This is a genomic window from Sporomusa sp. KB1, from assembly GCF_007830295.1.
In the GTDB taxonomy this organism is placed as follows: Bacteria; Bacillota; Negativicutes; order Sporomusales; family Sporomusaceae; genus Sporomusa.
Window position 1 is genome coordinate 4,366,928 of record NZ_VLKC01000002.1, and the last position, 18,129, is coordinate 4,385,056.

The window sequence follows — 18,129 nt, forward strand, 5'->3', positions numbered from 1 at the left end:
AAGGAATTCAAAAGATGGAGGAATTAGAGTGAGCGAGTATATTTCCAGCGCTGCTAACAAGTTGATTAAGGAAATAGCCTCACTTCGCCAACGAAAATACCGGGATAGGCTGGGTATGTTTCTGGCAGAGGGTGTGCGTCTGGTCGAAGAGTGTGCTAACGCTGCCTGGCCTGTAAAGATGTGCATTTATACGGAAGAAGCCGCTGCACGTGAACGGGCCAAGGCTGTCATTGAACGATTATCGGCTACAGATTGCCGAATGATCGCAGTGTCAGAGGATGTTTATAATAAGATTTCAGATACTGAGCAGCCACAAGGAATTATGGGTGTCTTAAAAAAACGTCAGTTTTCTATTGAACAGTTGCTTCTTAGCCCGGAAAAACTGCCATTACTTGTTGTTTTGGATGGTGTTCAAGACCCGGGCAATGCAGGAACTATCATTCGTACTGCAGATGCTGCCGGCTGCAGTGGGGTTATTGTGCTGAAAGGGTCGGCTGATATCTATGCCAGCAAGACTGTACGGGCAACAATGGGTTCTCTATTTCATCTGCCGGTAATGGAAGGCTTGTCTTCTGCTGAACTAATACACAGCCTCAAGCAATCTGACATAAAGCTGCTGGCAACCTGTTTACAGCAATCAGACGTTTATTACCAAGCTGATTTTAATCGTCCGGCAGCCATTATTTTAGGTAACGAAGGTCAAGGTATCAGTCCTGAGCTTATCAGCGCCGCTGATGCCTGCCTCAATATACCACTCGTTGGTCATGCAGAGTCGCTTAATGTTGCCGTAGCTGCTGGCGTAATACTGTATGAGGCCGTAAGGCAGCGGGCAACCTTGTAATTTCTAAAATGCTATGATATAATACGTTTAGCAATGACGGAAATTGCCATTAGGGCAGAGAGGGCGTGGTCTTACGATGATGACCGCCGAATTCTTCTGGAGATTGTTTGAAGCTACAGGTTCCATTGCTGCGTATTTATGGTATAAACGGTTAAGGTTACAATAATTTTATAGTAAAACTTTATGCAGTGCGATGAGGAAGAGAGTATGTTAGCCACGTTTTCTACAGGGAGGATGCTGCCAGAGATTGAGAGCGGCACTGAAACAGTTAACAGAAGTTCACTTCTGAGTACCTGGGCTGAAGAGAGTTACTTGTGTAGGTCTGGCGTTTTTTCCGCGTTACAGGAAATAGAGTATAATTAGGGTGGTACCGCGAAATCAAGACTTTCGCCCCTTGGGGCTGGAAGTCTTTTAATTTTTATTCTTATCTTATATTCTTTAGGAGGCATGTATGGAACAAGAACTTAATTCGTTAAGGGACACAGCGCTTACTGAGTTGTCCGCAATCGACAATAAAGAAGCGCTTAATGATCTAAAAATTAAGTATTTAGGTAAAAAAGGTTTACTAACTGGTATGCTGCGTGGGCTGGGGGCATTAACCCCTGAAGAACGACCACGGATAGGCCAAGTGGTCAACGAAATCAGAAATGAGATTGAAGATATTATTGCCAGTAAGCTGGGTGCCATGAAGCAGGCTGAACTTTCCCGCAAACTGGCATCAGAAACCATTGATGTAACATTGCCAGGCCGTCTGGCTGAGATTGGTCATTTGCATCCACTGACACTGACTTTAAACCGGATTAAAGGCACCTTTATGCGAATGGGTTTTGAAATTGCTGAGGGTCCGGAAGTAGAAAAAGACTATTATAACTTTGAAGCATTAAATCTGCCGCAAGATCACCCGGCTCGTGACATGCAAGACTCTTTTTACATCACTAAAGAGTTCTTGCTTAGAACGCATACTTCACCTGTACAGGTCCGGACATTGCAGTCGGCAGAGCCTAACCAGCCAATTCGGATTATTGCTCCCGGAAAAGTATACAGGCGGGATTATGATGCTACTCATTCCCCAATGTTCCAACAGGTGGAAGGTCTGGTAGTTGATAAAAATATTAGTTTTGCCGATTTAAAAGGTACACTGGAGTTATTCTTAAAAGAAACGTTTGGCAACAGAGTTAATGTACGGTTTCGTCCTAGTTTTTTCCCGTTTACTGAGCCAAGCGCCGAAGTGGATATTTCCTGTGTAATGTGCGAAGGCAAAGGGTGTCGTGTATGTTCAGGCACAGGCTGGTTGGAAATTTTGGGTTCTGGCATGGTCCATCCGCGTGTACTTGAAATGAGCAGTTTTGATCCGGATAAAGTCAGCGGCTTCGCTTTCGGTATGGGAGTAGAACGGATTGCAATGCTAACTTATGGTATTGATGACCTCAGATTGTTTTTTGACAATGATATGCGGTTTTTGCGCCAATTCTAAAGCTATATATTCCGCATTTAAAAAGTTTGCAGGCACAGGCGGGTAGTGTACTCGTCTGCAAAAATTTAACACGTTGTATATAGTGAAAGGGGAAGGTTATGAGAGCGTCAATTAAATGGCTTAACGATTATGTTGAAATAAATGAAACACCTGAAAAACTGGCAGATATGCTGACAATGGCCGGTATTCCGGTAGAAGCGGTGGAAACGTTAGGGCAAAATATCTCTGGTGTAGTCACAGGCAAGGTAGTTGAGATTGCCCCACATCCTAATGCGGATAAATTGTCGGTATGCAAAATTGATATCGGCACCGATCTGCTGACAATTGTTACTGGGGCAACCAATGTCCGCCAGGGACATATTGTGCCTGTAGCTACCGTTGGTGCTGAGCTTCCTAACGGAATGAGTATTCAGCCGACAAAACTGAGGGGATTGCTGTCAAGTGGTATGCTATGCTCGACAGAAGAGCTTGCCATTGATAGCAAACTGGTTGCGCCTGAGGCGAGAAATGGTATTTATATTTTGCCTGCTGATACCGCTGTGGGCATTGATATTCGCGTGGCACTGGGACTTGATGATGTTGTGCTTGCCTTCGAGCTCACGGCCAATAGGGCAGACTGTTTTAGCATGATTGGTATTGCCCGGGAGATTGCTGTACTAACAGGTGCATCGCTAAAAAAACCGATGCTTAATTTAAAAGAAACCGGCACAGAGAAAGCTGCCTCACTGACAAATATCCAGATTGCTGACTCAGAGCTTTGCTCACGATTTGCGGCAAGAATTATAAAAAATATAAAAGTTGGACCATCACCTGTCTGGATGCAACAGCGTATTCAGGCGGCGGGTATGCGGCCAATTAACAACATTGTTGATGTTACCAACTTTGTTATGCTGGAATTTGGTCAGCCCATGCACGCCTATGACTATAACCTGCTTGCCCGTCACAGTCTGGTTGTACGCAAACCTAATCCTGGCGAAAAGTTGACTACGCTTGATGGCATTAAACGGGAGCTTGAACCAGATATGCTGGTTATTGCTGATGCCGTTCAGGCTGTTGGTATTGCCGGAGTCATGGGAGGACTTGCCACTGAGGTTACCGCCAGTACACAAAATGTATTACTGGAGGCGGCCGCATTTAAAGGCTCGAGTATTCGCCGGACTTCGCGTGCCCTGGGACTTCGTTCAGAGGCCTCCGGCCGGTTTGAGCGCGGGGTAGATACTGTGAATATTATTAGAGCACTTGACAGAGCCGCCAGTCTGCTTGAAAGTATGGGAGCTGGTGAAGTTTGTCCCGGTATTGTTGATGTTTACCCTGATATACAGCTGCCAAAACAAGTAGTATTTACACCGAAACAAATAAATAATTATTTAGGGACCGATATACCGGCTGAAACCATGACCGCGATATTAAAACGCCTCGAATTTGATGTAGAAGCAGGTTCGGAGATAATTACTGTGACAGTACCTACCTGGCGGGGCGATGTTACCTTGCCAGCCGATATTTGCGAAGAGATTGCCAGAATTTATGGTTATGACAAAGTTCCTTCGACTACACCTGACGGCAGCATGGCGCAAGGCAAACAAAGCAATACCCAAAACACTATTGATAAAATTAAGAATCTGTTGACAAGCAGTGGCTTTTCAGAGATCCTTTCTTTGAGTTTTTTCCATCCGGATTCTTTAGATAAACTCAATATTCCGTCTGACAGTGCACTGCGCCAGGCTATTGAGGTTTTAAACCCGATTACCGACGATTTTCCTCATTTACGTACTACCTTGCTGGGGGGAATAATGGATACTATTGTCCGCAATCTTTCCCGCAAAAATGAGGACTTAAAGATATTTGAAATTGGCGCAGTCTTTTTGCCGGAAGAATTACCACTCAAGGATTTACCTCAAGAACCAGTTATGTTGTGTGGTGCCATGATTGGCAAGCGCCATACCCTTGCTTGGAATCAATCAAGAGATATGGTGGATTTTTATGATGCCAAGGGAGCCGTTGAAGCCATTTTGGCAGGACTGGGAATTAGTGATTATATCGTGGAGGCAGGAGAAAATTCAGCATTACATCCTGGCAAAACAGCAGTAGTAAAAAAAGACGGCGAGTTATTAGGCAGTATTGGTGAAGTACATCCTCAGGTACTTGATGCTTATGGAATTAACAAGAAAATTTATGTATTTGAGTTAACTGTAGGAGCATTAGTTAAGGCTGCGGCCATTAATCCCAGCTATCGGTCGCTGCCTAAGTTTCCGGCAATTACCCGTGACCTGGCTGTTCTTTTGCCTGAAACGATTGCAGCCTCCAATGTGACTGAGGCTATCAAGGCAAATGCCGGTACACTGCTTACGCAGGTTCAATTATTTGATGTGTATACCGGGCAGCAGGTGGAAAAAGGATTACGCAGCCTGGCCTTTTCACTGACTTTCCAGGCTAGTGACCGTACGTTGACTGATATAGAAATTGACGAACACTACAAAAATATAGTTGTCTATTTAGAAAAAACGTTTGCAGCCAAACTTCGGGACTAACGCAATTTACTCACTATATAAGCGGTTTATTCCGCTTTTTCTTTTTTTATGCAGGAATTAGTTTTTGGTTGGGAGAAGTATATTCTTAAAAAATATATCGTTTTAGGTGGACTATGTCAGATAAAAAAAACAAGGTAACTGTTCAGATATATGGTGAAAGCTATGCTTTAAAAGGAAATATTGAGCCAGAACGTATTATGCGTTTAGCTGCTATGTTGGATGAGCGCATGAAGAAGACCGCTAAAGCCAATATCAGGTTATCGCCAACCAAAATAGCTGTACTCACAGCGTTAAATATTGCCGATGATTTCTTGCGATTAGAGCAAGATTACCTGGAGCTTATTGATCTGATAAAGGAAGACAAATAGCACTTTGTCGTTATTTCGGTATAACACGTTTCTGTCAGGTTAATAATACAGACAGAAAAGGAGTGGTACCGTGTTTGACAGCGCCTCAATAAGTCAGGTTTTATTTCGCCTGCTATTACTATGCACCGTCGCCTTACTTGTTGTCAGATTGATGGGTAATCGTACGGTCGGTCAACTATCGCCATTTGACTTTGTTATTATGGTCGGTATTGGGGATATTATTGTCGCAGGCACTATGGATCAAAATCCTACAGTACAGTCAGGCATTGAGAGTTTATTAATATTACTTGCACTGCAGCAGTTGATCGGGTATTTGGCTTTGAAGAATAAGACTTTGCGCAAATGGTTTGAAGGTACGCCTGTAACTTTAGTGCAAAGGGGCCGCCTTATTAAAGAAAATTTTTCTAAAACCCATTTTAACTATGATGACTTACGCCAGGAGCTTCATAAAAAAGGCCTTGATATGTCTGATTTGAATATAATTGAAACGGCTCGCTTGGAAAGTTGCGGTGAATTTACGATGGTTCGTACACCTGAAAATGAACCATTGACGAAGAATGAGTTTGAAAGCTATATTAAGAGTATCTATGATAATCCGCTAAGTCTCGCCGGTGAAAAATGGACAAAATTTGAACAATTTATAGATGATGTTCAATTTCTAGCTACTTATTTACGTGAACAACAAGGATTACATACGACAACCGGGCAACCAATTGTTGATAAAGAAAAAGAGTTCCATTAACGAGAGGAAGGGATGCCCCTTCTTCTTTCTTTAGCCTATTACTGGTATTACGCCTGCAATAATAGAGGTTTTGGGAAAGGATGAATTTTGTGATTGAATTACTCGCACCCGTCGGCAGCAAAGAAGCCTTGGTGGCAGCAGTAGAAAGTGGTGCAGACGCCGTTTATCTTGGAGGAAGAATGTTTGGTGCCAGACATTACGCCCCCAATTTTACGGATGAAGAATTGGCAGAGGCCGTACGCTTTGCTCATTTGCGCGGGGTATCGGTATTCGTTACCGTGAATACTCTTGTTGATGATAAAGAAGTTCCTGTTTTGGTCGATTATTTGCGGCATTTATATGAGATAGGTGTAGATGCCATTATTGTGCAAGATCTGGCAGTTGCCGCAATCGCTAACAAGATAGTGCCTAACTTACCGCTTCATGCCAGTACTCAGATGACGGCTCACAATTTAGCAGGGGTTACCTTTTTGGCCGGTATGGGCTTTAAACGCGTAGTGCTGGCACGTGAATTACAGCTTACCGATATTGAATATATATGTAAAAACTCCACAGTAGAAATAGAGACATTTATTCATGGTGCACTATGTATTTCCTATTCAGGCCAATGTCTAATGAGCAGCATGATTGGTGGCCGCAGCGGCAATCGTGGGCGCTGTGCCCAACCGTGCCGTCTGCCTTATACGCTTGTTGATGCTGCTGGTAATGATTTAGTAAAGGAAGCAGATGCCGGCGAATATTTGCTTAGCCCCAAAGATTTTAACACAATAGCAGCACTTCCTGAACTGATTCAAGCTGGTATAGCTTCTTTTAAAATTGAAGGACGGATGAAACGTCCGGAATATGTTGCCGTTGTTGTTGATGCCTACCGGCGGGCAATTGACAATTACCTGCTTAACTGTGATGAATATACTATTAGTGAGCAAGATCAAAAGGATCTTGCTCAAATCTTCAACCGCGATTTTACTACCGCACACCTTTATGGTAAGAACGGACGAATGATGATGAGCGACCGGCGGCCCAATAACCGTGGTGTACGGGTTGGACGGGTACTTTCGTATCAGCATAGTGGTAAAATAGCGGTTATAAAACTGGATGAACCACTTGCCATAGGAGATATTATTGAGTTTTGGGTTAAGGTAGGCGGCAGGGTGAATGTCACTGTTCACACTATGACTGTTGACGGTAATCCGGTTACTGAAGCCCAGGCTCATACTGCTGTGGCCATTCCAGTAAGTTCACCGGTTCGGGTGAATGACCGGGTATTTAAGGTTTTTGATGCTAAGCTGATGGAGCGGGCCAGAGCTTACTTTACCAGAGCTGAGGCCGTACGCCGGATACCTGTTACTATTACCGTAACTGTTGCTGAAGGCAAGCCGCTGGCAATTAGTATAACAGACAGCGATGGTTTCACTGGTCAGGCCCAAACCACTTTCATTGCCGAAAAGGCACTAAAAAGGCCTCTTACACCAGACTTTGTAGCAAAACAAATTGAACGGTTAGGGACTACCATTTTTGCGCTTACTACATTGGACTGCCAGATTGAAGGCCAGGTAATGGTGCCTGTCAGTGAGATTAATGATGCCAGACGCCGGGCAATCGAAAAAGTAGAAGCTGCCAGGTTAGCTAAGTTTGCACGAGCACCACTTGCTAAGGATAAATCTATTGGCGAGTTATGGCCGCAAATACGAACAATACCAAGCAAAAACCAACCTGCACTGGTGGTAAATGTCGACAGTATGGATAAAGTTAAAGCAGCCGTAGATAATGGCGCCGATATTGTTATGTTTGGCGGCGAATGTTTTGGGAACCGTTCATTATCTGACGAAGATTATCGCCAGGCAGCAGCTTATGCCAGGCAGCATGGCCGTAAGATTATTTTTAATACGCCACGGTTAGTGCAGCAAGGTCAACTGGCTGCACTACAAGAGCAAATCATGCTGTTTAATGAGCTTAAGCCTGAGGCAATCAGTGTCGGCAATATTGGCACCATCCAGCTGCTTCAGGAACTTTCTACTGTACCCTTGCATGGTGATTATCCTTTAAATATCTATAATAGCATTGCTGCTAACTATTTAACTAAAGTAGGATTAACCAGTCTGACTCTGTCACCAGAGCTTACCTTTGTCCAAGTCGAGGAGTTAGCCGGGAAAAAACTGGCTCAGCTGGAATGTTTAATACATGGTCATTTGACACTGATGATTTCCGAATATTGTATGCTTGGTAGTTTTTTAGGCGGCCCGGATAGTAAGAAGTGTAATCACGCCTGTCGGCGTAATCAGTATTGGTTACAGGATAGAAAAGAGGAAGTGTTCCCAATAGTTACCGACCAATTTTGCCGGATGCATATTTTAAATGCCAAGGAATTATCCATGCTGCCACATATCCCCAGATTTCTGCGAGCCGGTCTTAGCCGGCTCAGGTTTGAAGCTAAATATAGTCCGGTTAATGAAGTTGCCAGAATTACCGGATTATATCGCGCATTAATTGATCTCGGAGAAAATCATCCGCTACTTGTGGAGGATAAAGTTTCCAGTGCCGAACATGAAAATATCACCCGGGGACATTATTTCCGGGGGGTTTTATAGTTAGTTAGAGGAGAATTTATATGGAAGCAGCCGTATTGTCAACATTAGAATATAATAAAATCCGGAATATGCTTGCCGAGCGTACCGGTTCCATCATGGGACGGGAACTTGCCCAAGAACTGGTACCCGTGAAGGATGGGGTGCAAGTACAAGAGCGTCTTGCCGAAACAGCCGAAGCCCGCGAGATTATGAACAATGTCCCCACTGTACCGTTAGGGGGGATTCGCGATGTGCGGGCCACAATAAAAAGAGCCGAACTTGGTGCTATCTTAGAGCCGCATGAACTCTTAGCTGTAGGCAGTGTGCTCTATGCCGCCAGACGGATAAAAGGTTTCTTTACCGATCTCCCTGTTGAAACACCGCTTTTAAGTTTGCAGGCCAGTCAAATCATCGTCTTGCGAAACATCGAAACCATAATTGAGGCTACAGTTACTGAACAAGGCTTAATTCGCGACGATGCCAGCAGTGAACTTTTGAAGCTAAGGCGAGAAGTAAAACAAGCCCAAAGCCGGGTAAAAGAAAAATTGGATAGTATTTTGCGCTCCGGTGAGTACCAGAAGTATTTTCAGGATGCGTTAGTCACCATGCGTGGTGACAGGTATGTTATTCCGATTAAGCACGAATTCCGCAATAATTTTCCAGGTATTGTCCATGATCAATCAGCCAGTGGGGCTACTTTATTTATCGAACCAATTGCCATCGTTAATTTGAATAATGATATAAAACAACTCCTAGCTGCTGAAAAGAATGAAATTGAACGAATTTTAACAGTAGTAACCGGGCAAATAGCTAAAGTTGCCGGGAACCTCGAAGAAAATCTTGCAATTTTAGCTCACCTGGACTTTGTTTTTGCTAAAGCTAAGCTGAGTATTGATATGCGAGCCATTCAGCCAACTATCAATCAGCAAGGCTATGTTAATCTCATCCAGGCCCGGCATCCATTGATAGCTGTAGAGCACGTGGTACCAATTGACGTACAGCTTGGCCGCCATTTTACTACTTTACTGATTACCGGCCCTAACACTGGTGGTAAAACCGTGACACTTAAGACGGTAGGTTTATTTGCGCTTATGACGCAAGCTGGCTTGTTTATTCCGGCTGCGCCTGATTCTGAGATGCCGATTATCGGCAATATTTTTGCCGACATTGGCGATGAACAGAGCATTGAGCAAAGTTTAAGCACATTTTCCGGCCATATGACCAATTTGGTTGGAATACTACAGCAGATAAGCGCTGGTGATTTGGTATTGATTGATGAAATTGGCGCCGGAACTGACCCGAGTGAGGGCGCGGCCCTGGCTATGTCAATTTTGGAATATATCCATAGAATTGGTGCCAAAACCATTGCAACTACCCATTATAGTGAGTTAAAAACATTTGCTTATACCAGACAGGGAATAGAAAATGCCAGTGTCGAGTTTGATATCCAAACCCTGCGGCCAACCTATCGTCTCCTGATCGGCATCCCTGGCAGCAGTAATGCCTTTGCTATCAGCCAACGGCTGGGGTTATCAGACACAATTATCGCCCGCGCTAAAGAGTTAATTCATAAAGAGCATACCGATTTTGAAACCGTTCTCCATGCGCTGGAAGAACAGAAGAAGTCCTATAGCGTAAAACTGGATGAACTAACCCGTTTGGAGCAGGAAATGGGAAAAGTAAAAGCAAAAATCACTGCGGGAGAACAAGCTATTGCTGAAAAAAAGAATACCGTATTAGCTAAAGCCCAGGAAGACGCTGCTGCCGTTATTCGCCAGGCCAGGCGCAATGCGGAAGAAATAATTGGCGAACTAAAAGCACAGTTTTCTGAGCACAGTAGCCGGGAAAGACAGCATGCTATTGAAAATGCTCGTCGGCAGCTAAGGGCAAGCACTGCGGAAATTAACGGCTTTGATATTGATGGTCAGGAAAATTCAACTGAATTGTCAGCAGACGAAATTAAACCAGGGATGAATGTTTATGTTACGACAGTAAAACAAAAAGGACAAGTGCTAGCAGTAAATGGTTCAACCGTAACTGTACAGCTGGGAATTTTGAAAATGACAGTAGCTGCTGCTGCCTGCCAGATACTGTCTGAATCAGGTAAACCCAAAGAACCATCAGCAACCAAAAATGTTAACATAACTATAAGAGATTCTGCAGCAAGACAAATTGATATTCGGGGCATGACAATTGAGGAAGCAGAAATTGTACTGGATAAATATATTGATGATGCCATACTATCAGGATTAAATGAGGTACTTATTATTCACGGTAAAGGGACAGGTGTTTTGCGCAAAGGGGTAAAGACATATCTGGAAAATCATTCGCATATTAAAGGAATACGCATTGCCGATCTTAATGAAGGTGGCACAGGCGCTACTGTAGTCAGATTGGCTTAGGATGAGTAAACAAAAAACAAGGGTTCCCTCGGAGCCCTTGTTTTTGTTTAAAAATTATTTTTCCAGTTTAAATATCGCCCATAGTTTTTTTCTTCCGCTTCATCTACATCTTCACTTGGCTGGGGAGGAGGCTGTTTTTTAAGTGGCGGTTGCTGTACAGCATTTGCCGGTGGAGGAGGTTCTGATTCTGTTGGCTGCTTTGAAGCTTTCGTGTGAGGCTCGCCTTTAGTCTCAGGTTCCCCTTTTTCATGTGGCGGATTACTGCCACCAAGGCCACCGAGATTGTTTATTAATCCCATCACAGTTCCGATAGTGCTGGGATTAAGCTTTGATTTAAGCTGGGGGTTGTTTAATAGCGGCAGCAAAGACAGCAAGGTATCAGGAGAAAAACCGCCGCCATCACCGCCTTTGGCTAAATCACCCAGCAGTTTATGTAGCGGATTACTAGTTGTTGCCGGCTTGATTTGTTGTGGCTCTCTGACAGCTTGAGTACGGGTCATTATCGAAAATAGGCATAACAGTGATATGATAGTTATGATACTGTCCAGTCCTGTACCAGTGGTAACACTCGTGTCCAGCATTCTGGTTATTGAACTTAGTAGTGACGAAGACCCGGTGTTATCGGTGTCATTCGACATAAAACCTCCTCCTTAAAAAACGCCAGGGATTTTAGGTAGATTTAAATCAGTGGCAAGTTTGCCCATGGCAGCTTGATTTAAATCACGGGATTTTGCCAAGGCATTATTTATCGTAGCTAGTAATAAATCTTGTAGCAGAGCGGCGTTATCAGCAGTTAAATATTTGCTATTTAATTGAATAGCGATAAGTTCTTGCTGTCCATTAACGGTTATTTTAATAACATCACCACTAGACACTTCAATTTTTTCTTGTTTGAGCTGCTCCTGCGCGATATCAACATTTTGCTGAACTTTTTTTACCATTTCCATAATATTACCAAACTGTTCAAACACTGTTATGCACCTCCTATTTTTCTTATCCAGAGGGAAAGGTTAAGTTTCCCTGGATTGAAGACCAAGGCTTGTGCCAGCGTCCTAAAGGACCTGGCACAAGCCAAGTCTTTTCTTATCTAATTTATTCAATTGCCCAAAATTTGTGAGTGTCCTGATGAACACCGAGAGAGCAAATCTGAATGTATTTCATATATTGGAGTAGAAAAATGTTTTATTGAAAGGTGATGGACATATGCGTGTGCGGAAATATCACCGAAACACCGAAAAATCTTTTATAGAAAAACCAGCTCTCGATGTAAAGCACGAAACGGATTCTGAGGAACCTACAACCGAAAAAACACCTAAAGTTCTGTCTGCAAAAGCCTCACCGAAACTGAACTCGCGAGGGCCTGCCGCATTATTTAGAAAAATAATGAAAAATCCTAATCTAAATGTTCAGCTAATGATAATTGTTTTAACTTTGGCATCAGACAATTTTCCTATGGACAGAGGTATTACTTCCATGTCATCGACTGTCGATAAAATTCGCAATATGACCGACGTCATAAACAATACCATGCAATCAGTTAAAGTGGCTACCGATGCGCCTAAACAAATTAGAAGGCTATTTGAAACAAGGGAACCTTAGTAGGCAAAATCTCAATTAAGGCCAGTAACACTTTGCCGGTAAAATGTATATATTGAAGTAGAAGGGTGGGCCGTACTTCGCCCTTATGAATGATAAGTAAGGAGGTAGTTTAAATGTCTCGTTGTGGATTTGGCGGTCATGGATTTGGAGGTATTTGGATTATCATCATCATTCTGCTACTATTCTTCTTCGAAGGTGATGACACTACTCTGTGATTTTTCTACTTACATCTAGGGACACGCTTAAAGCGTGTTTCCAGTTCCCCTAACCAGAGCTTAACTTCCTTAAAAACAGGATCTCTTTAACCATTTACTATTCTTTATGATTGAAGATAATACTGGGATTACTGGTTAATAAAAAAACTATGGTAATGTATATGCGCAAACAGAAAAAAACACGCGTAATTTTTTACGCGTGTTTTTTTTAATTCTTTTTCCCATCATTGGGCTTAGGTGGGGGTGGGGGTGCTATCGTAGTATTATCGCCTTTTGCCGGCGGTGGTGGCAAAGTTTGTTCACCTGCAGGCGTGCTATCGGTATTAGTATTCTTACCTTTGTCATCTTTATTATCTTTACTGTCTTTTGTTGCAGGAACCGTTGATACTTTAGTAGGCTGAGTGCCGTCAACGAAAATCTCACTGCGGCTGTCCTTATTATTAGGATCGTTTACTAGCAGACCATCTTTATCAGAGACTCTGGCAGCTACGATGCCGGAGGGTTTGACAAAATCACGTGCTACATATTTGTCCGCAACACCACTCATAAAACTTTTCCAAATGCTGGCAGGGACTGTGCCGCCGGTAATGCCGTTTAGATAATCCGGATTATCACAGCCCAGCCAGACAGCGGCCACTAAATCAGGAGTAAAGCCCACAAACCAAGCATCCCGATAATCACTGGTGGTGCCTGTTTTGCCAGCAACCGGACGCCCAAAGTAAGCTCCTGTACCTGTACCGTTGGTGATAACCCCCTTCATCATATCAGTAAGCAGAAACGCACTGCGCTCATTAACAACGACTTTTTCTTTCGGAACATATTCCTCAATTACTTTGCCATTGCGATCAATTACTTTAACAATGGCAGTAGGCTCAACCCGAACGCCGTTATTTGCCAGTACCCCATAGGCGCTGGCAATTTCCAGCGGGGTAACTCCCCTGGTAAGACCACCTAATGACATGGCTAAATTTCGGTCATTAGTATTACCATCAAGTACTAGCGTAGAGATCCCCATCTGCTGCGCATAGTATAACGTTTTATCAATACCAGCTTGTTGTGCCAGTTTGACAGTAGCTACATTCAACGACTGTTCAAGTGCAGTTCGCATTGTTACCGAACCGCGAAAACTCCGGTCATAATTCACAGGCGACCAGTTGCCAAAGGTAACTGGGCTATCAGAAATAACACTCGCTGGTGTAAAGCCACTTTCGATAGCTGCTAAATAAACAAATGGTTTAAACGCAGAACCTGGTTGACGTTCTGCCAAAACGGCCCGGTTAAATTGATCATTGCCCCGACCACCAACCATTGCTTTTATATGACCATTATGTGGCTCAATGGCGACAAGTGCTCCCTGCGGTTGTTTAATACCATTATCATCTGTTTTCATTGTTGGCAGCTTTTTCATGGCTTCTTCTGCTTTGTTTTGCATTTCAAGATCTAATGTTGTATATACTTTAAGACCATCTTTATATACGGCATCAGCACCATATTTATCAATAAGAACTTGTATTACATAATCAGTAAAATACGCAGCAGGTGTAGTAGTGGTTTTTGGACGGGCAGCTAGTTTAATTTCAGTAGTTCGTGCTTTAGCAGCCGAAACTGAATCAATATAGCCATATTTGACCATTTGTTCGAGCACAACACCTTGTCGTTCTTTAGCTGCTTTTAAATTGCTTGTAGGCGAATAATAGTTAGGACTTTTCGGTATACCGGCAATCATAGCACATTCAGCTAAGTTTAAATCTTCGACATTCTTGCCAAAATATACTTGCGCTGCTGTCTGAACCCCATAAGCGCCTTGCCCAAAATAGATGTGGTTCATATACATTTCAAGTATTTCGTCTTTGCTATATTGCCGTTCAATTTGTAACGATAAAAATGCTTCCTGAATTTTACGCTTAATTGTTTGGTCTTGAGAAAGTAAGGCATTTCTGGCGAGCTGCTGAGTTATCGTACTGCCGCCTTCAGAAATTCCCTTGTCTGTCAAATTAGACCAGACAGCACGCAAAATACCGCGAGGATCAACACCACTATGTTGATAAAAGCGGGCATCTTCAGTAGCAATAAAAGCATGCTGCAGATTTTTTGGTACTTTATTGATAGAGGTCGGTAGACGATTCTCAACTGAGTGAATTGTAGTAATGAGTTTTCCATTAGCATCAAAAATTTGGGAAGAAACGGCGGGGCGTATGTCGCCTTTTAAGCTGGGCATGGTATGAATACTAGCAGTTAAAAAACCCAAACCGGCCCCCATCACCATAACCAAGAACACGAGAGTTGCAATAATCGCAAATCTTCGGGACTTTTTCTGGGGGCGTCGCCGACTATTTTCTTGATTTTCATTATTTTTATCTTGCATACTTTCATCCCCTTACAGATTCAATCATAATGACACTAAAAAATGTTTTGAGCAGATTTAAAGGATTTGATTCGCTAACCATTATATCATAAAAAATCTAATGATAGGTATTTCTTTGTCAACAGTTTGCAATATTAAATTTGTTATGTTATAATGCAGCTAAAAATGGTAATTTTTCCCGTTGAAATTAACGTATGTTTCTAGCTATTGATATAACATGCTGAAATTGACAATGTGGTCACAAATATATTAAAATAATGGAAAGTATTGCGGGTTTACTCCCGTCCCCGAACTAGGGACGGTTTTATTTATTTCTATTTACCAGTGCATGAACCCGGTGAATAAGGAGGATTTTAACAATGTCTGTATTAGATGTACTCAGAGAACGAGGATTTATTCAGCAGCTAACGCACGAAAATGAAATCGCGGAGTTATTGGATAAAGAAAACATTACTTTTTATATCGGTTTTGATCCCACGGCTGATAGCCTGCATGTCGGGCATTTTTTGGGAATGATGGTGATGGCTCATATGCAGCAGGCCGGACACCGTCCTATTTGCCTCATCGGTGGTGGGACGGCGATGGTAGGAGATCCTTCTGGCAAAGCTGACATGCGAAAAATGTTGACTGCAGAAATTATCAACCATAACGGCGAGCGGTTTAAAAAGCAAATGCAGCGGTTTATTGATTTTTCCGAGGGCAAAGCATTGATGATGAATAATGCCGACTGGCTATTAAGACTTAATTATGTAGAGTTTCTGCGAGATATCGGCATGCATTTCTCTGTTAATCGCATGTTAACTGCCGAATGCTTCAAACAGCGGATGGAAAAGGGCTTGTCATTCCTAGAATTTAACTATATGCTAATGCAGAGCTATGATTTTCTGGAACTTAACCGTCAATGCAACTGTATCATGCAGATGGGCGGTGACGACCAGTGGTCCAACATCTTGTCCGGTGCAGACCTTATCAGACGTAAGGAAGCCAAACCAGCCTATGGGCTGACCTTTACTCTACTGACCACCAGTGATGGGCGAAAGATGGGTAAGACAGAAAAAGGCGCTCTCTGGCTGGATGCAGAAAAGACTTCCCCCTATGATTTTTACCAATACTGGCGCAATGTTGATGATGCCGATGTAGAAAAATGTCTGGCCTTGCTAACTTTCTTGCCAATGGAAGAAGTTCGGCGACTGGGTGCTCTTAAAGATAAAGAAATTAATATCGCCAAGAAGACACTGGCCTTCGAGGTGACTAAACTAATTCATGGACAGGAGGAGGCTGAGAAGGCTGAGCAGGCTGCAAAAGCATTGTTTGGCGGAGCAGGGAATTTGGATAATGTACCAACTGTATCGATAACTACTGATAGTCTGGGTGCAAAACTACTAGATGTTCTTGCAAGTACAGGAATTGTTGCATCCAAAAGCGAAGGGCGGCGACTGATTCAGCAAGGTGGACTCTATATTGGTGATACCAAGGTAGCTGATCCCGACTTGCTCTTGACAGCTACTCTATTTGAAAATAATAATCTCCTTATCCGTAAAGGTAAAAAGAATTATCATCGTATTGTCATAGAATAGAATAAAAATTGGGTCGCATCTGCGACCCAATTTTTATTCTTTGCGGCGAGTTAAGACTCCCGCTTCTGCAGGCGGCGTTTGTTCAGGTGGGGTAGATTCCTCACCTGAATCCGCCGATATTTCAGGATGCTGAAACAAGTTCACCTTCCTAATAGCATTTCCAACAATTTAAATTATAATGAATGCAAATATTTAGTAACCAATAACCATCTTTCACCATATATATAATCAACCAGAGAAAGAGTAACAGGAGGAGGAGGGGGAGAAATGCGGTTTTCTGTTCGACGCAGACGCGTAATACCACTCTTTCCATTAGTAGCAGTTGTTTTAATAATTTTAACGGTGTTCTTTTTCTGGAGGATGGAAACCCACTTAAAACCAACTCTCATGGCTATTGCTGAAACAAGGGCAACTCGGATTGCAACTCAAGCCATCAACAATGTCATTAATAATCGAGTAAGTCTTACTGTTGATCCTAAAACCTTGGTAAATGTTACATTGGATGAACATGGACGAGTGGTGCTTATTCAACCTAATACGATGGAGTTTAACCGATTAGCTGCAGACACTACCATGAAGGTACAGGATGCGTTGGAAGAGATAACGGAAGAAAAAATCAATATTCCGATTGGTCAGGTATTAGGCAGCCAGATGCTGGCCAGTATGGGGCCTAAAATCACGGTTACCATTATCCCGGTAGGTACAGTCCAGGTTAAAGTAGTTGATAAATTTGAACAAGCTGGTATTAATCAGACCAGGCATATGGTCTACTTGGCTGCTACCACACAAATCCGTATTGTAGTTCCGCTAGTAAGTCAAAGTGTTAGCGTCAACACACAGGTTCCTATTGCAGAATACGTTGTCGTTGGTGAAGTGCCAAATACATATGTTCAATTCCCATTCCCGCTCGATAGTGACCTCCTAAATGGAAATAATGCGGGTAGCAATAACGGTGGTGCTAAGAATTAATCCTGCTCTTACTGACGGCACTATATATTCGGATTAAATAAGTTTGCAGTGCTGGCCGGTGAAGTATTGACATAGTAGGGACAACGTGATATCATATGTAAATGTCGTCGCTATAATGAAATGAATGAAAAGTAGTCGACACTAGCACATCCATGTGCGTCGTTCCCTGAAAACTGAACAATGTAAGTAATGCATCAAAAATGCCAGATGTGCGGTTGTATGTCGCTTGCGACATACAAAACCAAAAACAATTTCTTAATAGCTTTAAAGAGCCAATTGGCTTTTCATAAAATTTTTATGGAGAGTTTGATCCTGGCTCAGGACGAACGCTGGCGGCGTGCCTAACACATGCAAGTCGAACGGGGAGTTATTTATAACTCCTAGTGGCGAACGGGTGAGTAACGCGTAGACAACCTGCCTCTAAATTGGGGACAACACCGCGAAAGTGGTGCTAATACCGAATGTGGTATCTTGGTCGCATG

At 42.9% G+C, this 18,129-nt stretch carries 13 protein-coding genes and 1 rRNA gene (1 of these 14 running past the window's edge); 11 read left to right on the forward strand and 3 right to left on the reverse strand.

Annotated elements, in window-relative coordinates; translation table 11 throughout:
• Nucleotides 1-28: 28 nt before the first annotated feature.
• The 7 genes from SALPA_RS24150 to SALPA_RS24185 all read left to right on the forward strand — a co-directional run bounded on the left by SALPA_RS24150 (nucleotide 29) and on the right by SALPA_RS24185 (nucleotide 10,922).
• Nucleotides 29-841 (forward strand): RNA methyltransferase, encoded by an 813-nt coding sequence (locus tag SALPA_RS24150; RefSeq protein ID WP_145100061.1) that lies wholly within the window; start codon nucleotides 29-31, stop codon nucleotides 839-841.
• A gap of 451 nt (nucleotides 842-1,292) precedes the next feature.
• Nucleotides 1,293-2,315 (forward strand): phenylalanine--tRNA ligase subunit alpha, encoded by a 1,023-nt coding sequence (gene pheS / locus SALPA_RS24160; RefSeq protein ID WP_145100066.1) that lies wholly within the window; start codon nucleotides 1,293-1,295, stop codon nucleotides 2,313-2,315.
• Nucleotides 2,316-2,413: 98 nt separating this feature from the next.
• Nucleotides 2,414-4,843 (forward strand): phenylalanine--tRNA ligase subunit beta, encoded by a 2,430-nt coding sequence (gene pheT / locus SALPA_RS24165; protein ID WP_145100069.1) that lies wholly within the window; start codon nucleotides 2,414-2,416, stop codon nucleotides 4,841-4,843.
• A gap of 113 nt (nucleotides 4,844-4,956) precedes the next feature.
• Complete coding sequence (locus tag SALPA_RS24170) at nucleotides 4,957-5,211, forward strand: cell division protein ZapA (RefSeq protein ID WP_145100071.1); 255 nt, start codon at nucleotides 4,957-4,959, stop codon at nucleotides 5,209-5,211.
• Between the two features lie 70 nt (nucleotides 5,212-5,281).
• Nucleotides 5,282-5,953 (forward strand): DUF421 domain-containing protein, encoded by a 672-nt coding sequence (locus SALPA_RS24175; protein ID WP_145100074.1) that lies wholly within the window; start codon nucleotides 5,282-5,284, stop codon nucleotides 5,951-5,953.
• 80 nt (nucleotides 5,954-6,033) lie between these two features.
• The gene (locus SALPA_RS24180; RefSeq protein WP_255451330.1) at nucleotides 6,034-8,541 is read left to right on the forward strand and encodes a DUF3656 domain-containing protein; all 2,508 of its coding nucleotides are present in this window, start codon (nucleotides 6,034-6,036) and stop codon (nucleotides 8,539-8,541) included.
• A 20-nt stretch (nucleotides 8,542-8,561) separates the two neighbouring features.
• Nucleotides 8,562-10,922, forward strand: a complete 2,361-nt coding sequence (locus SALPA_RS24185) for an endonuclease MutS2 (protein WP_145100080.1) — start codon at nucleotides 8,562-8,564, stop codon at nucleotides 10,920-10,922.
• A gap of 47 nt (nucleotides 10,923-10,969) precedes the next feature.
• Here the strand turns inward: SALPA_RS24185 and SALPA_RS24190 are convergent, their stop codons facing one another.
• Nucleotides 10,970-11,560, reverse strand: coding sequence for a hypothetical protein (locus SALPA_RS24190; protein ID WP_145100083.1), 591 nt, complete (start codon nucleotides 11,558-11,560; stop codon nucleotides 10,970-10,972).
• Between the two features lie 12 nt (nucleotides 11,561-11,572).
• Nucleotides 11,573-11,893 (reverse strand): YbaB/EbfC family nucleoid-associated protein, encoded by a 321-nt coding sequence (locus tag SALPA_RS24195; protein ID WP_021169990.1) that lies wholly within the window; start codon nucleotides 11,891-11,893, stop codon nucleotides 11,573-11,575.
• Between the two features lie 232 nt (nucleotides 11,894-12,125).
• Here SALPA_RS24195 and SALPA_RS24200 point away from each other — a divergent pair, with 232 nt between their 5' ends.
• Nucleotides 12,126-12,521: a hypothetical protein gene (locus tag SALPA_RS24200; RefSeq protein ID WP_145100086.1), complete on the forward strand. Its 396-nt coding sequence runs from the start codon at nucleotides 12,126-12,128 to the stop codon at nucleotides 12,519-12,521.
• 423 nt (nucleotides 12,522-12,944) lie between these two features.
• On the opposite strand, the gene SALPA_RS24205 is transcribed toward SALPA_RS24200, so the two are convergent.
• Nucleotides 12,945-15,101, reverse strand: a complete 2,157-nt coding sequence (locus SALPA_RS24205; protein ID WP_145100088.1) for a transglycosylase domain-containing protein — start codon at nucleotides 15,099-15,101, stop codon at nucleotides 12,945-12,947.
• A 359-nt stretch (nucleotides 15,102-15,460) separates the two neighbouring features.
• On the opposite strand from SALPA_RS24205, the gene tyrS reads away from it, so the two are divergent.
• The 3 genes from tyrS to SALPA_RS30580 form a co-directional block, all read left to right on the forward strand.
• Nucleotides 15,461-16,678 carry a tyrosine--tRNA ligase gene (gene tyrS, locus SALPA_RS24210; RefSeq protein WP_145100091.1) on the forward strand — a complete coding sequence of 406 codons (1,218 nt, stop codon included), beginning with the start codon at nucleotides 15,461-15,463 and terminating at the stop codon, nucleotides 16,676-16,678.
• 267 nt (nucleotides 16,679-16,945) lie between these two features.
• Entirely contained in the window at nucleotides 16,946-17,647 is a 702-nt protein-coding gene (yunB, locus tag SALPA_RS24215) for a sporulation protein YunB (protein WP_145100094.1), read from the forward strand.
• Nucleotides 17,648-17,941: 294 nt separating this feature from the next.
• A 16S ribosomal RNA gene (locus SALPA_RS30580) occupies nucleotides 17,942-18,129 on the forward strand (it continues 878 nt past the right edge of the window).

What these genes read in the sequence shown, in the direction of transcription:
- pheS (WP_145100066.1), top strand. Translation starts at nt 1,293, where the DNA reads ATGGAACAAGAACTTAATTCGTTAAGGGACACAGCGCTTACTGAGTTG.
- pheT (WP_145100069.1), top strand. Translation starts at nt 2,414, where the DNA reads ATGAGAGCGTCAATTAAATGGCTTAACGATTATGTTGAAATAAATGAA.
- SALPA_RS24170 (WP_145100071.1), top strand. Translation starts at nt 4,957, where the DNA reads ATGTCAGATAAAAAAAACAAGGTAACTGTTCAGATATATGGTGAAAGC.
- SALPA_RS24180 (WP_255451330.1), top strand. Translation starts at nt 6,034, where the DNA reads ATGAATTTTGTGATTGAATTACTCGCACCCGTCGGCAGCAAAGAAGCC.
- SALPA_RS24185 (WP_145100080.1), top strand. Translation starts at nt 8,562, where the DNA reads ATGGAAGCAGCCGTATTGTCAACATTAGAATATAATAAAATCCGGAAT.
- SALPA_RS24190 (WP_145100083.1), bottom strand. Translation starts at nt 11,560, where the DNA reads ATGTCGAATGACACCGATAACACCGGGTCTTCGTCACTACTAAGTTCA.
- SALPA_RS24200 (WP_145100086.1), top strand. Translation starts at nt 12,126, where the DNA reads ATGCGTGTGCGGAAATATCACCGAAACACCGAAAAATCTTTTATAGAA.
- SALPA_RS24205 (WP_145100088.1), bottom strand. Translation starts at nt 15,101, where the DNA reads ATGCAAGATAAAAATAATGAAAATCAAGAAAATAGTCGGCGACGCCCC.
- tyrS (WP_145100091.1), top strand. Translation starts at nt 15,461, where the DNA reads ATGTCTGTATTAGATGTACTCAGAGAACGAGGATTTATTCAGCAGCTA.
- yunB (WP_145100094.1), top strand. Translation starts at nt 16,946, where the DNA reads ATGCGGTTTTCTGTTCGACGCAGACGCGTAATACCACTCTTTCCATTA.